Annotated in this window: 20 protein-coding genes; 16 read left to right on the plus strand and 4 right to left on the minus strand. The window is 56.6% G+C overall.

Annotation, left to right across the window (positions count from 1 at the left end):
• Positions 1–333: 333 nt before the first annotated feature.
• The gene (locus PH552_RS12145; protein WP_285165982.1) at positions 334–642 is read left to right on the plus strand and encodes a hypothetical protein; all 309 of its coding nucleotides are present in this window, start codon (positions 334–336) and stop codon (positions 640–642) included.
• On the opposite strand, the gene PH552_RS12150 is transcribed toward PH552_RS12145, so the two are convergent.
• Positions 639–1,250, minus strand: coding sequence for a hypothetical protein (locus tag PH552_RS12150; protein ID WP_285165985.1), 612 nt, complete (start codon positions 1,248–1,250; stop codon positions 639–641). The genes PH552_RS12145 and PH552_RS12150 overlap by 4 nt on opposite strands.
• Before the next feature lie 53 nt (positions 1,251–1,303).
• Positions 1,304–1,999 carry a LexA family protein gene (locus tag PH552_RS12155; protein ID WP_285165986.1) on the minus strand — a complete coding sequence of 232 codons (696 nt, stop codon included), beginning with the start codon at positions 1,997–1,999 and terminating at the stop codon, positions 1,304–1,306.
• 327 nt (positions 2,000–2,326) lie between these two features.
• Between PH552_RS12155 and PH552_RS12160 the strand changes: the two genes are divergently transcribed.
• From PH552_RS12160 to PH552_RS12190, 7 genes are all read left to right on the plus strand, one after another.
• Positions 2,327–3,199 (plus strand): DUF2312 domain-containing protein, encoded by an 873-nt coding sequence (locus tag PH552_RS12160; RefSeq protein WP_285165988.1) that lies wholly within the window; start codon positions 2,327–2,329, stop codon positions 3,197–3,199.
• Entirely contained in the window at positions 3,196–3,324 is a 129-nt protein-coding gene (locus PH552_RS12165; RefSeq protein WP_285165990.1) for a hypothetical protein, read from the plus strand. Before PH552_RS12160 ends, PH552_RS12165 begins: the two co-directional genes overlap by 4 nt.
• Positions 3,321–3,659 carry a hypothetical protein gene (locus PH552_RS12170; protein WP_285165991.1) on the plus strand — a complete coding sequence of 113 codons (339 nt, stop codon included), beginning with the start codon at positions 3,321–3,323 and terminating at the stop codon, positions 3,657–3,659. Before PH552_RS12165 ends, PH552_RS12170 begins: the two co-directional genes overlap by 4 nt.
• On the plus strand, positions 3,659–3,847 hold the full coding sequence (locus PH552_RS12175) for a hypothetical protein (protein ID WP_285165993.1): 189 nt from the start codon (positions 3,659–3,661) through the stop codon (positions 3,845–3,847). Before PH552_RS12170 ends, PH552_RS12175 begins: the two co-directional genes overlap by 1 nt.
• Positions 3,848–4,196: 349 nt before the next feature.
• The gene (locus tag PH552_RS12180; RefSeq protein ID WP_285165994.1) at positions 4,197–4,625 is read left to right on the plus strand and encodes a hypothetical protein; all 429 of its coding nucleotides are present in this window, start codon (positions 4,197–4,199) and stop codon (positions 4,623–4,625) included.
• Between the two features lie 27 nt (positions 4,626–4,652).
• The gene (locus PH552_RS12185; RefSeq protein ID WP_285165995.1) at positions 4,653–5,033 is read left to right on the plus strand and encodes a hypothetical protein; all 381 of its coding nucleotides are present in this window, start codon (positions 4,653–4,655) and stop codon (positions 5,031–5,033) included.
• On the plus strand, positions 5,033–5,242 hold the full coding sequence (locus PH552_RS12190) for a hypothetical protein (RefSeq protein ID WP_285165996.1): 210 nt from the start codon (positions 5,033–5,035) through the stop codon (positions 5,240–5,242). Before PH552_RS12185 ends, PH552_RS12190 begins: the two co-directional genes overlap by 1 nt.
• A gap of 2 nt (positions 5,243–5,244) precedes the next feature.
• On the opposite strand, the gene PH552_RS12195 is transcribed toward PH552_RS12190, so the two are convergent.
• Positions 5,245–5,496: a DUF982 domain-containing protein gene (locus PH552_RS12195; protein WP_285165997.1), complete on the minus strand. Its 252-nt coding sequence runs from the start codon at positions 5,494–5,496 to the stop codon at positions 5,245–5,247.
• A gap of 59 nt (positions 5,497–5,555) precedes the next feature.
• On the opposite strand from PH552_RS12195, the gene PH552_RS12200 reads away from it, so the two are divergent.
• Positions 5,556–6,122, plus strand: coding sequence for an MT-A70 family methyltransferase (locus PH552_RS12200; RefSeq protein ID WP_285165998.1), 567 nt, complete (start codon positions 5,556–5,558; stop codon positions 6,120–6,122).
• Between the two features lie 98 nt (positions 6,123–6,220).
• On the opposite strand, the gene PH552_RS12205 is transcribed toward PH552_RS12200, so the two are convergent.
• Complete coding sequence (locus tag PH552_RS12205; protein WP_285165999.1) at positions 6,221–6,520, minus strand: DUF982 domain-containing protein; 300 nt, start codon at positions 6,518–6,520, stop codon at positions 6,221–6,223.
• Between the two features lie 128 nt (positions 6,521–6,648).
• On the opposite strand from PH552_RS12205, the gene PH552_RS12210 reads away from it, so the two are divergent.
• Genes PH552_RS12210 through nusG form a run of 7 tightly spaced genes read left to right on the plus strand, consistent with a single transcriptional unit; the run spans position 6,649 to position 9,535 of the window.
• Complete coding sequence (locus PH552_RS12210) at positions 6,649–6,864, plus strand: hypothetical protein (RefSeq protein ID WP_285166000.1); 216 nt, start codon at positions 6,649–6,651, stop codon at positions 6,862–6,864.
• Entirely contained in the window at positions 6,861–7,310 is a 450-nt protein-coding gene (locus PH552_RS12215; protein ID WP_285166001.1) for a hypothetical protein, read from the plus strand. The genes PH552_RS12210 and PH552_RS12215 overlap by 4 nt, the downstream gene beginning before the upstream one ends.
• The gene (locus tag PH552_RS12220) at positions 7,307–7,681 is read left to right on the plus strand and encodes a RusA family crossover junction endodeoxyribonuclease (protein WP_285166002.1); all 375 of its coding nucleotides are present in this window, start codon (positions 7,307–7,309) and stop codon (positions 7,679–7,681) included. The genes PH552_RS12215 and PH552_RS12220 overlap by 4 nt, the downstream gene beginning before the upstream one ends.
• Positions 7,678–7,932: a hypothetical protein gene (locus tag PH552_RS12225; RefSeq protein ID WP_285166003.1), complete on the plus strand. Its 255-nt coding sequence runs from the start codon at positions 7,678–7,680 to the stop codon at positions 7,930–7,932. Before PH552_RS12220 ends, PH552_RS12225 begins: the two co-directional genes overlap by 4 nt.
• Entirely contained in the window at positions 7,929–8,678 is a 750-nt protein-coding gene (locus PH552_RS12230; RefSeq protein WP_285166004.1) for a hypothetical protein, read from the plus strand. Before PH552_RS12225 ends, PH552_RS12230 begins: the two co-directional genes overlap by 4 nt.
• Positions 8,675–8,878, plus strand: a complete 204-nt coding sequence (locus tag PH552_RS12235; protein ID WP_285166005.1) for a helix-turn-helix transcriptional regulator — start codon at positions 8,675–8,677, stop codon at positions 8,876–8,878. Before PH552_RS12230 ends, PH552_RS12235 begins: the two co-directional genes overlap by 4 nt.
• Positions 8,879–8,911: 33 nt before the next feature.
• Positions 8,912–9,535 carry a transcription termination/antitermination protein NusG gene (gene nusG, locus PH552_RS12240; protein ID WP_285166006.1) on the plus strand — a complete coding sequence of 208 codons (624 nt, stop codon included), beginning with the start codon at positions 8,912–8,914 and terminating at the stop codon, positions 9,533–9,535.
• The last annotated feature ends 30 nt before the right edge of the window (positions 9,536–9,565 follow it).

Below are 9,565 nucleotides of genomic sequence, written 5' to 3' on the forward strand. Positions count from 1 at the left end.
ATGCTAATCGTACATTTTGAAATGGGGCAAAAAGTTAATACCGAATCGCGAATCGGACTGGACTCTCGCCTTTCGTTCTGGCTTCATTAGAACGAAAGGAGAACAAAATGCACCTAGCGGTTTTGAGAACAGCAGCTTGCTTCACCCTTCAGGTCCGGTGCGACAACTGCTTGCGGGAGAGCGAGAGGGTCGTGGACTTGCCGATCGGCGATGACGTTCCGCGCGATGCGGACGAGCTAATCGAGAGTGTTTTCTTGGAGCGGATTCCGTTCAGGTGTCAGCCATGCGGCAGCGTCATCGGGAGGCTAATCGGTATCGAAGGAGGATACGACTATGGGTATTGAGCGCGAAGTTTTGGAATTTGTCATCGTTCCGCCGTTCGACATGCGCGCTGAGGTCGCGGCGGCAAAGGATCGGCTGGAAAACTATCTCAGCCACCAGTTCCCGGGCTATGGTTTTCAGGTCGGGCCTTTCGCGCCGGTCGGAGATGACGAGGAGTTTTGCGTCCTGCCACTTATGAATTTCATAGGAGATGATGGGCGCTCATATATGTGCATCCCGCCGAAGCGCTGGCTTCTGCAGGAGATTGCCGACGCGTGCAGGAAATTCGACCTCAAAGGGAAGAGAAGCTTTGCGGCCTAGAGAGAAAATGGATCTTTACTATTCTGTGGGTTTTGTCCGGCTGGTAGGGGTGCTGGTTGTTGTTGAAAGGGATCAGCGGGCGGCTGTGCAGGGTTTTTCGCGCCAGCGATCGCATTCACATTGGTTTGGCAGTTCAGCATCTCAGCGACCGCGGCCGATGACCCTCTCAGTTGAACACCTGTAACGAACTTACCTTGGAATGAGATCGTCATCCCAAGCTTTCTGCTAAACTCCTGGGCAAAATTCGTGTCGGAGGTAGTTACATTTAAGAATTTTACTCCACTCAAATCTGTCACAAACGCGGTTGCGGACCAAATAGGGTTGTTGTCAAAATGAATTTGCAGAGGATAGTCTTTGCCGACTTCGAGCGATTGCCAGTTTCGGTTACCGACCGCTAGATATAAAAGCGGGGCTTTCCCAAGAAAACTAAACCCAAATCTTAGCAGAACATTATTGTTGAAAGCTGTCGTCATATAACAAGCGTTGCCCATGCTTGGGTCAACAAGGATTGTCCAGCCGTTTACGCTTTTCCATGGGACGGAGTCCGCCGCGTAGGTAGGCGAGGCGACGAGATACATTAAAAACGCGGACGCTATAATACGTTTCATCTTTGATGATCCAAGCTCTATTCATGATTGAATCTTTCAAAGCAAAAGTCTAGCTAAAATCCTGGCATCTCATTCATCACGCGCCGCACGATGGCAATTACTGCGACAGTCACACCTTCGTCGGCCTCATGGTCACGGCGAACGATGATCGGCTTATGCCTCGGATTATTGGAGCGCGGGTGGAACTCGGCCCGATCGGTGAAGAGCTCAAGCTGCTTCACTGACCATTCGCGAAAATGTCCGCCGTCGCGCTCGCGCTGGACGACCACGACCATTCCCGATTTCAATTCGACCAGGTGTTCGACGTCTTCATATGCAATGCAAACCAGACGGCTTCCTGGGAAGATCGGGAGCGGGCGAAGTTCATTCATGCTGTCGCCTGCAACATCGAAAACGAGCTGCCTGGCATTGGGGAATAGCTCGTCCCGCGGTAAAGCGATTTCTTCAGGCTCAGATTGGTCGAATTCATCCACCTCGCGGAACGCGCCGGCCTCGACGACGCCAGCGACACGGCCCGCGGTCATAGCGGCAGCGATCTGCTTTAGCTCGCCACTCGGCGGTGATCGGTCAAGATATTCGGCAATTTTCGGGATCTCGTGGACCTTCAGATTTCTATTGCCTTTCAGCAATTGGGTGATCTGTGGATGAGCAATGCCGAGATGGCGCGCGAGCCCTATCTGCGTTTTCCCAGGCTGAGCAAGCCCTTCGCGGATCCAGTCAAGATATTGGTTTGTAAACTCGTCAGCCATTGTTTGATTTTCGCACACGCGTGATTTCAGCGCATTTAGGAAAATCGTACAGCTCCACTTGCCAAGAATGTATGCTTATCGTACATTCGCGATCATGAGATGCGAACCGGCAAACACAATCATCACCAAATTCAAAGGCCTCAAGCCGCTGGCGGAGGTCTGCGACGTCAAAGTTCATACGGTCATGCGTTGGCGCATGCCGCGAGAGAAGGGCGGGACTGGTGGGGTTATTCCTCATTGGCATGTTCAGGCCATCCTCAATGCGGCACGGGAGCGTGGGATTGATGTTCGGGCTTCGGATTTCGCACCTATTGCGGAGGCAGCAGCATGACCGCCGATGGACAGATCAAATCGTTCTTCCAGCGCTGGGAAAATCTCGAAGCCGAGAAGAAGCAGACGGCTGACGCACTTAAAGACCTTTTCGCCGAGGCGAAGGGCTTCGGTTATGACACCAAGGCTCTCCGCGCTGCTTTCCGGCTGAAGGTCAAGGAAGATCTCGATAACCCGGCAGACGCTGAATTCGAGGCGGTCGTCGATACCTATCTGAACGCGATCAATGCGCCGTCGATCTCCACGCGCGATGCGCGCCTGCGCACACGAGAAAACATTGAGAAATTTGACCCGGAAACGGGCGAAATCCTCGAAGACATCAACCCACGTCTTGCCCAGCAGATCGTCGACGGCATGCAGGCCGAAGCAGGTCGCGCCGCGCTGGTGACTGCTGTCGATATCCTGATCGAGCAGGAAGAGGCGAAAGAATTCCAAGCGAAAGCATCCGGCGACAACGGCGCGACTGTGCACGGTGAAGACGATCCGGCCGACAGCGTGACGGGAGATGCAAGTAGGTCGAGCCGGGGCGACGATTCCCCGGCATCCAATTTCGGCACGATCGAACTTATGCACCAGCAGATCGCCGCCGCCAGAGCGAGAGAAATCGCTTCGGCCTCTCAAGGCGAAGCCGAAGCCCCCAGTGCCGAGCGCGTAACTCCCCAAGGATCGGGCAGCGCCGCCGCCAACACAGGAGGCGATCATGTAACCGCTCATTACCCCGCCGCCACTTCGGCCGGAGCCATCGTCAAACAAGCTCCGGCCATCAGCAAATACCGTCCACATTGCCAGCGCCCAGAAATGTGCGGCAGCGGCACGCGCGATCATTGCTGGTCCTGCAAGCAGGCTATGCGGGAAGGGGATGCGGCATGAAGAAGCTTTCGGCCGGCATCTGTCTCGTAGCTCAAAACACAGTTGAGGGCCGCACGCCGCACAAGCCTTTGCAGGTCGAGCGTCCACAGAAGATCCAGACTCAAACACAGGCGAGGGCAGCATGAGCTTTTGGGAAAAATCGACCGACAAGCAGAAGCTTGCGCAGATCGACGGCGGCATTGAGTGCCGCCTGACGATCCGGCAGATCGCGATGAACTGCGGCACGACACGCGCAGCGCTTTCTCACTTTGCGCGCAAGCATGGCCGAACCTTTCCGACTCAAAGCCCGAGCACTTCCTATTCGATGAAGTCCAGCGCACGGCGCGGTGGGAGGGTGGCTGCGATCATTGCAGCACGCACGGCACGCGTTCCGAACGTCTTGATGAATGACGCCTTCTCCATCTTCGGCGTTGGCGCTGATCGCGAGCCAGCCATCTTCGATTTCGGAGGCGACCGTTGATGGATTCGATGCTCGTTGGTTTCGGATATGTCGCCGCAGCATTCGGCCTTTGCCTCCTGGCTATCGGTGCTGGCGTGGTCGCTTGGCGCGGTGCCCGCCTGATCATGGGTCAGCGGTTCGACGCTGCGAACGCAGGCGCGATCGAAGGTGACGGCCGGAGCTTCCGGACGCTTCCTGACGATCAATGAATTTCGAATGGGCGCGGGTCACCTCTACCGCGCTCAAGTCTGGTGCCGGCTACTTTTCCTCCTCCCAAGCGGTCGGCACCAGCATCCTAAATCTCGGGAACTGCGTCGACAGGCGCATCACGACTGCAGCCGTCGCAGATCCTAGAGACACGAAAGAGGCTGGTGGCGATGGCGGATCGCCACCAGCAGCAGAGCCGGAAGGAGCGGCGGCACGGCTCTGCGGAAATGGAATGACGGTTGGCCCGAGCGGCGGACCAGACGACGGGATTGAAGTCCCTGCAAGGATATCGGTTCCGTCGTCATCAATGTCGGTCCTGTGCATCTGAAGTCTCCCTGAACAAGAGCCAAGATGACACAAGGAGACGACAAGGTGTCGGGTTTCAAAAACAAGAATTTGGGTTCTCGCCCCAAGGATGAAGCTGACAGGAAGAAGGTAATGAGTCCAACTTTGACAGCTAGGGACTTGATGAGAGATGCATGGCCCCTTCGGCGCTACGTCAAGCTCGATAACGTTTTCTATGAAGCGGTGCGTTTCATTTCGCCGCGCGTCACCAAGAAATTTACTGCCCGCCGCGCCCGCTCGATTTGGGAGGGCACCGCGCGCCGGATTGACAGCGACGAAATGGACGCCTTGCGGACGGCTCTGATCGAGGAGAGCAAAATTGAAGCACGAGAACTACGCGCCCATCTGGCTTCGCTGGATCAAAAGATTGCCTCCTTTGAGGCGGCTGCGCATCGCCAAGCGATGGCGCGCCAAGGCCAAGAAATGGGCCGATAGAGCTGATTGGATCATAGGTGATTGAGAATGCAACAGCTTTCCATGTTCAGCCTCATGACGCCGCCGCCGGCGCCGACTCGCGCCGAACCACTTTGGCTCCGGACCAAACTGGATAAGAGCGGCTGGAGCTGGGGAGAAATCGGCATCATGGCAAATAGCGGCGGAACCTGGTCCATCAGTACCGGGGATAGCGTCGGCGGCTATTGCGGCCATGGTGGGCCATTTTGGGGCGAGCACGCCAGCTTCAAGGAAGCTCTTATCGCTGCCGTCAGGATGATGCATGGCCGTTGGGCCGACATCTCCGTCCGTATGAACGATAGCTGCTGCCAAGAGAGCCACCGTCGTGTTGCCCGCAAGGGCCTGGAATGGTTGGAAGGCATTGAAGCTGAGTATGGGGTGTCGCACTGATGACCGACCCAGCCGAAATGCTTGCTTGGCTCGACCGGCGCATTGCCAGCGCCATGACCTGGCTCGACGACCATGGCCGGGGAAGTAAAAAGCCACGCCCGGAAGGCGAAATTGCCATCAAGGAATACGACATAGCTCGGTTTCAAGAGATCAAGGTCGCCTATCAGAAGGCGCTTGACCGTCGTAACGGGGAAGGGGCGGCGGCATGATCTCAGCTCTCAAAAATGTAAATGTCGCCCTCGACAAGCGCCTCGATGAATGCCGCTCGGGCCTTCTCGTCGTCGAGCTTTCCATCATGGGACGCCAGCAGCGCCTTTTTGGCGGCAACGTAGGCCGTTCCTTCTTCGACCGTCGGCCACTCGTTCAGCATGAACTCAGCGGCTCGCTCCGAACTGGAAATGACAAGCCTTGCGCCGGGCTTCCGGGTCTCCACGATAACGGGCTTACTCCACCATTGGGCCATGATCGTTCTCCTCTCTCGGAAGAACTTGCCTGTGCGATGATAGTTCCGGGGAGGGCGGCATGACGTGGTTCTTCGATCCTCTTCTCCCGCTTCATTACGAGTTGCTCGTGATCGATATTCCTTGGCCGTTCGACCTTTACAGTGAGGCTGGCGCGAAGAAGTCGGCTTCGGCGCAATATGACCTAATGTTGGCCGACGAGATCCGCGCATTGCCGGTGGGGCAGCTCGCGAGCATGGATTGCCTCATCTATTCCTGGGCGACCGCGCCGCATCTGCCATTTGCCATCGAATGCTTGAAAGCATGGGGCTTCGAATACAAGAGTTTCATGACTTGGCGGAAAACCACCGCCGCTGGCAAGGTTCGCATGGGGACGGGCTATCGGGTTCGCACCACTGGCGAAATCATTCTCGTGGGCACGCTCGGCAACCCGAAACAATCGCTGGTACCGCCGACGATCTTTGACGGAATCGCCAGAGAACACAGCCGCAAGCCGGATGAATTCTATGCCCTCTGTGATCGCGTCATGCCTCACGCGCGCCGTGCCGACGTGTTTGCCCGTGAGAGCCGCGCCGGCTGGCACGCCTTCGGCAATGAGGCGACCAAGTTCGACGAGGTGGCGGCGTGACGATGCACACCCTCCTCAATCAAGACGAAAGTCTTTCATCTGTTGGTGGCTATCACAAGGGGGGCCGCAAAAACGGCCCCCGGGCGCATCCTCTTTTTCTAAGGAGTTACGCGGCCACCGCCGGTGGGCGTTTTGATCATCCAGGGCTGAACGGCCGGCTGCTTCGTCAGGATACCCTTCTTGTTCCCAAAGGCTCGAATTGCATCGCGTGCAACTTCGAGTGGCTTATGTCCATCGTGGGCCATGTAGCAGGTCTTGAGGGTCGCCTCATGCACGAGGTCTCGGTCGTTCTCCGGCCAATCTTCGAGAAAATCGATGGCTTCCGCCAGAGAGAATATCGCTCGAACCAGGCCTTCCCGTTCCTTAAGATAGATGGGGCGATTAAAGTTTGCGTTCATAGCTACCTCACTGAAAACGTTGGTGATCAACAAGGATGGCGCCGAAGCATAGCGCCGGCTGAAGATGTATTTTCTCGGATTTTCCGTTTCAATGCATGCCAGATGAAAAAAATCCGGAGGAAGCGCGCATGACCTTCTCCGAAGCCTACGCCATCCACGGGCCTGACGTTGAAGCCGTAGCCAAGCTCCTCGGCATTGCCCCGGCAGAAGCCGATCGCCTCATCAATGAAGAGATGAACCGCCGGCACCAAGAGCGCCACGAGACGCGCCTCTCATATCATCGCGGCTACGATCAGCGTGTCCGTGTCCAGTTGCGCGAGATCCGCGCCGGGAGATTAGCATGACCCGGCTCGCCCAAGTAGACATGAATGCCGTCGCACCTCTCTTGCCAGGCGACAAGGTTGCCGGTCGGGTTGCCAGCCGTGGCGAGCACTTCGATTTCAAAGCACCGGAGAACCATTTCCATTCAGATGTCCCACCGCTTCTTCGCGCACCGCTCTTGAGTGAACGGAATCACCCGAACTTCACTGACTGGACCGGAATGGCAATCGGGCGCCTCACAGTAGTAGGCTTGGATGCAAGCTTGGCCGACGGCCATAAGCGCTGGGTAGTGCGCTGCGTCTGCGGTTCCTACGAGCACCGCAAATCGAAATTCATCAAGCATTCGGTCGAAGGTCGCATTCCGGCTCATGATGCGATGTGCGTGTGGTGTTCCAAGACACAAAAGCTTCAGCTCGGCATCGGCGTCAAGCGCGATGGGCCTCTGGTTAAGATCGAGGGCTATAAATGACCGAAGCCACTCGAGAAATCTCCTTTCATCTGCCGATGCCTCCGTCCTTGTGGAAGCTCTACCAGGGCCGCGGTTTCACGATGCGCCGATCGGCCGAATACAAGAGCTGGATCGAAGAAGCCGGGTGGATGCTGATCGCCCAGAGAAATCGCGGCGGCAAGTTCCGGCGCTTCGCTGGCGACGTGGCTGTTACGGTCGAAGCCTATCGCGGAGCCAACAAGGGCCGCGACATCGACAATATCCTCAAGGCGATCTGTGATCTTCTCCAGTCGACCAGCACGATTTCCAACGACAACTGCGTCGTCGATCTTCATGCACGTTGGGTTGAGGAAGGCGTGCCTTGCACCGTGACAGTGAGGGATGCCAAATGAGCGATTACAATCCGTATCCACGCGATGGCAAGGATGTCCACTGCCCATGGCAGATGATCGCCAAATGCCCGCTCTACATCGCCAGCCACGAAGGTAAAGGCTTCGACTGCGTTGATGATATGGCGCGGCCATGCATCGTCGCTCGAGGTGATATCTCGTATCATCGACTCACCATAGATCTAATTCGGGCAGGTTTCTTGCCGGATGATGCGGGACATCTGGAAGCTCTTCCGGCAGCAGGTGCGGCATGAGCAACGATTGGTTCCGCTCATGGCATGGCGCGCCGACAGACCCGAAATGGCTCGGCATCGCACGGCGGGCAGGTGTAGCGCCTGGCATCGCCGTCGCGGTCGTATGGGCTCTCATGGATCGGGCTTCGCAGGCGTCGGACCGTGGATCGATCAGAGGCTATGATGCCGAGGGTCTTGCCTATTTCTATGGCTGTGAGCCTGAGCAGGTAGATGCCATCGTCGCTGCTATGACTGACAAAGGCATGATTACCGACGGAAGATTTTCCAGTTGGGAGAAACGCCAGCCAAAGCGGGAAGATGGTGCCGCAGAACGCGCTCGTGAGTGGCGCGAACGCAAACGAACGCAAGCGAACGCGTCTGCAACAACAGATAAAGATACAGATACAGAACCTTCGGAAGACGCGCGCGCGCCCTTCATAGATCCTGATTTCGAAAGATTTTGGGATGCCTATCCGAACAAGACCGGTAGGCCTTCGGCAGAAAGAGCCTTTTCCCAAGCCATCAATCGCGCCAGCCTAGACGAGATCATGACCGGTGTCGTGGCCTATGCGGCTAAGACAGATGATCGCCAATGGTGTTCTCCGGTGAAATGGCTGTCCGATGACCGTTGGAAGGATCAGCCGGCTAAGCCTCCGGACAAGCTGCCTTCAAAGCCAAATGGCCTTTCCTATCTGAAGAAGACCCAAACCCGAGAAGAGTATTTACGCCAAGAGCGCGAGCGAGCCGAAAGGAGCTGGAAGCTATGACCAACCCCCTCAATCCAGCGGAAGTCGAAATCCTTCAGAAGGTCGCCGACGGCATCGTTCTCAAAAAGATCGCTCAAGAGTTGGGCATCAGGGAATCGGCCGTCAGCAACCGCCTCGATCGCGCTCGGCAGCGAGTAAATGGCGGCAGTTCAACTGTGGCATTTGTCGCGACGGCTCTTCGTTGCGGCTGGATTCATTAACCGAGCGGCGGCTCCAAGCACGAGGACAATGAAATGGCGGCAAAAGAAGAATGGTATGCAATCCGAACGGCGCCCGGAAGTCAGCGCATGGCGCGAGCTATCGAAGGCCTTCCGGCAAATCGGGTTGGCGAAAGCATCATCGAGCGCAACCTTCGCAATGAGGGGATCGACGTCTATATGCCGGCCTACTGGCATGAGATCGTCCATCATCGCACCAACAGGATCATCGATCGGCGATTGCCGCTGCTTGTCGGATATGCCTTCGTTCACCTCCCGCGCCTCAATTTCGAGGAGGTGAGGGCAGTGGATGGCGTAATCTGCTTCCTTCGCGGCAATCAGGATTTTGGCCCGGTGCGGTTCCGCGTCGACGACATCGCCGTCATGGCCGGCGAAGAGCTGCGCCGTCGCCAGGAAATCCGCCATGAGAAGATCACGCGCTTCGAAAAGGAGAAATCCAGCCAGCTTATGAACCTGAGGGGAAATCTTCGCAAAATCCTGAAGAAAGGCCGATCGATCCGCTTCAACCTCAAAGAACAGGCATTGCTCGCCATCAAGAGCATGGATGAACAATCCAGGAACACTATCTTGGGGATACTCGCGGAGCTCGATAGCCTCGAAGCATACGATGGGCTTGCAGCAATCGACCGAGTTGCATAGAATCATCCACGCAAGTGATTTGCGTGGCTG

The organism is Rhizobium aureum, from assembly GCF_030182495.1.
Lineage (GTDB): Bacteria > Pseudomonadota > Alphaproteobacteria > Rhizobiales > Rhizobiaceae > Rhizobium > Rhizobium tropici_C.

What these genes read in the sequence shown, in the direction of transcription:
- PH552_RS12185 (WP_285165995.1), top strand. Translation starts at nt 4,653, where the DNA reads ATGCAACAGCTTTCCATGTTCAGCCTCATGACGCCGCCGCCGGCGCCG.
- PH552_RS12145 (WP_285165982.1), top strand. Translation starts at nt 334, where the DNA reads ATGGGTATTGAGCGCGAAGTTTTGGAATTTGTCATCGTTCCGCCGTTC.
- PH552_RS12235 (WP_285166005.1), top strand. Translation starts at nt 8,675, where the DNA reads ATGACCAACCCCCTCAATCCAGCGGAAGTCGAAATCCTTCAGAAGGTC.
- PH552_RS12175 (WP_285165993.1), top strand. Translation starts at nt 3,659, where the DNA reads ATGGATTCGATGCTCGTTGGTTTCGGATATGTCGCCGCAGCATTCGGC.
- PH552_RS12200 (WP_285165998.1), top strand. Translation starts at nt 5,556, where the DNA reads ATGACGTGGTTCTTCGATCCTCTTCTCCCGCTTCATTACGAGTTGCTC.
- PH552_RS12165 (WP_285165990.1), top strand. Translation starts at nt 3,196, where the DNA reads ATGAAGAAGCTTTCGGCCGGCATCTGTCTCGTAGCTCAAAACACAGTT.
- nusG (WP_285166006.1), top strand. Translation starts at nt 8,912, where the DNA reads ATGGCGGCAAAAGAAGAATGGTATGCAATCCGAACGGCGCCCGGAAGT.
- PH552_RS12170 (WP_285165991.1), top strand. Translation starts at nt 3,321, where the DNA reads ATGAGCTTTTGGGAAAAATCGACCGACAAGCAGAAGCTTGCGCAGATC.
- PH552_RS12195 (WP_285165997.1), bottom strand. Translation starts at nt 5,496, where the DNA reads ATGGCCCAATGGTGGAGTAAGCCCGTTATCGTGGAGACCCGGAAGCCC.
- PH552_RS12180 (WP_285165994.1), top strand. Translation starts at nt 4,197, where the DNA reads ATGACACAAGGAGACGACAAGGTGTCGGGTTTCAAAAACAAGAATTTG.
- PH552_RS12225 (WP_285166003.1), top strand. Translation starts at nt 7,678, where the DNA reads ATGAGCGATTACAATCCGTATCCACGCGATGGCAAGGATGTCCACTGC.
- PH552_RS12160 (WP_285165988.1), top strand. Translation starts at nt 2,327, where the DNA reads ATGACCGCCGATGGACAGATCAAATCGTTCTTCCAGCGCTGGGAAAAT.
- PH552_RS12150 (WP_285165985.1), bottom strand. Translation starts at nt 1,250, where the DNA reads ATGAAACGTATTATAGCGTCCGCGTTTTTAATGTATCTCGTCGCCTCG.
- PH552_RS12220 (WP_285166002.1), top strand. Translation starts at nt 7,307, where the DNA reads ATGACCGAAGCCACTCGAGAAATCTCCTTTCATCTGCCGATGCCTCCG.
- PH552_RS12215 (WP_285166001.1), top strand. Translation starts at nt 6,861, where the DNA reads ATGACCCGGCTCGCCCAAGTAGACATGAATGCCGTCGCACCTCTCTTG.
- PH552_RS12155 (WP_285165986.1), bottom strand. Translation starts at nt 1,999, where the DNA reads ATGGCTGACGAGTTTACAAACCAATATCTTGACTGGATCCGCGAAGGG.
- PH552_RS12210 (WP_285166000.1), top strand. Translation starts at nt 6,649, where the DNA reads ATGACCTTCTCCGAAGCCTACGCCATCCACGGGCCTGACGTTGAAGCC.
- PH552_RS12190 (WP_285165996.1), top strand. Translation starts at nt 5,033, where the DNA reads ATGACCGACCCAGCCGAAATGCTTGCTTGGCTCGACCGGCGCATTGCC.
- PH552_RS12205 (WP_285165999.1), bottom strand. Translation starts at nt 6,520, where the DNA reads ATGAACGCAAACTTTAATCGCCCCATCTATCTTAAGGAACGGGAAGGC.
- PH552_RS12230 (WP_285166004.1), top strand. Translation starts at nt 7,929, where the DNA reads ATGAGCAACGATTGGTTCCGCTCATGGCATGGCGCGCCGACAGACCCG.